The following is a 1,327-nucleotide window of genomic DNA, read 5'->3' as shown; positions in this document are numbered from 1 at the left end:
GGCATAGGCGCTAAGATAGGGATTGCGGCGCGGAATCGGTTGTGATTCTACGCTGGGGATGACACACGAATCGCTTGTTGATGACGGCTGGGCCGAGACGATTGAGTTGCTCGGCGGCGAAGAATTGATCGCAGAAAGTGCTCGCGAGACGAAGGCGTTCCTGCGCCCGCGCGGCATCCGGTCGGCGAGCGATCTGTTGCGCCTGACATTGGCTTACTGCCTTGGCAAGGTGGGCATGCGAGGCGTTGTGGCCTGGGCGGCGGCGAGCGGGATTGCCGACATCTCGGACGTGGCCTTGCTCGGCCGGCTGCGCAATGCAGGGCCATGGCTGCAGCAGTTGATTGGGCATCTTTTGAAGCGCGAGGAAAAAGGGTTGGCTCAAGGCCGGCTGATCCGCATCCTCGATGCGACGGCGGTTGCCAAGGCCGGTGCGCATGAGAAGAAGAACAATGGCCTTTGGCGCATGCACTGCGCCTTCGAGCTTGAGCGCGAGCAGTTCGATTTCCTCGAGATCACCGACCAGAGCGAGGCCGAGTTTATCGATCGCGTGCCGGTGGTGGCGGGCGAGATCCGCATCGGCGACCGCGCCTATCTGCAGGCCGAGCGGATCGCAAAGGTCATGGCGCAAGGCGGCGACGTTGTCGTGCGCGCATCGTGGAAGAATGCGCGATGGCTCGACGCCAACGGCGAGGCGTTCGATCTCATCGGCCACCTGGAGAGCCGCCGCGAGGACGTCTTCGAAACGTCTGTGCGGCTGGCCCTCAAGAAGGGCGAGCCTGTGAAGATGCGCCTGATCGCCTTACGCAAATCCGAGGCCGCAGCACAAGAAGCGCGACGCAAAATCACCAAGGAAGCCAAGGCCAAGGGCAACAAGGTTCAACCGCAGACGCTGATTGCGGCCGGCTTCGTGATCCTTGTGACCTCGCTGGACCGGGAGGAGTTTCCCGCCGACACGGTTCTCAAGCTCTATCGCATGCGCTGGCGCATCGAGCTCGCCTTCAAGCGCCTGAAGAGCCTAATCGGGCTGCGAGCGCCTCCCGCCAAAGACTCAAGGATCGCAAAGCCTTGGATTCTTGCCCACTTCCTCATCGCGCTTATGACCGAACCCCTCTCGCAGGAGTTGGGTGTCTCTCCCCCTTGAGCGACGGGCGCCCGCTGTTGTGGCGCGCTACCCGTCAGATCGTCGCTTCCCTGATCGCAGCGATCTTTACCCAGCCGCCATTGGCAGCCCTGCGTCAAAATCTCCATGCCTTGCGACATCGTTGGCGTGAGCCACCACGAAAACGCAAGTTTCAGTCCATGCCAACACTATCTTAGCGCTTATGCC

Annotated in this window: 1 protein-coding gene; it reads left to right on the top strand. The window is 61.7% G+C overall.

Annotated elements, in window-relative coordinates; all coding sequences use genetic code 11:
• The first annotated feature begins 22 nt into the window (after window positions 1-22).
• On the top strand, window positions 23-1,141 hold the full coding sequence (locus RFM41_RS34035; RefSeq protein ID WP_430691611.1) for an IS4 family transposase: 1,119 nt from the start codon (window positions 23-25) through the stop codon (window positions 1,139-1,141).
• Window positions 1,142-1,327 lie beyond the last annotated feature (186 nt).

It is taken from the genome of Mesorhizobium vachelliae (genome assembly GCF_033977325.1).
Lineage (GTDB): Bacteria > Pseudomonadota > Alphaproteobacteria > Rhizobiales > Rhizobiaceae > Mesorhizobium > Mesorhizobium vachelliae.
The sequence above is the reverse complement of the archived record's forward strand: the minus strand, read 5'-3'. Positions and strand labels throughout refer to the sequence as shown.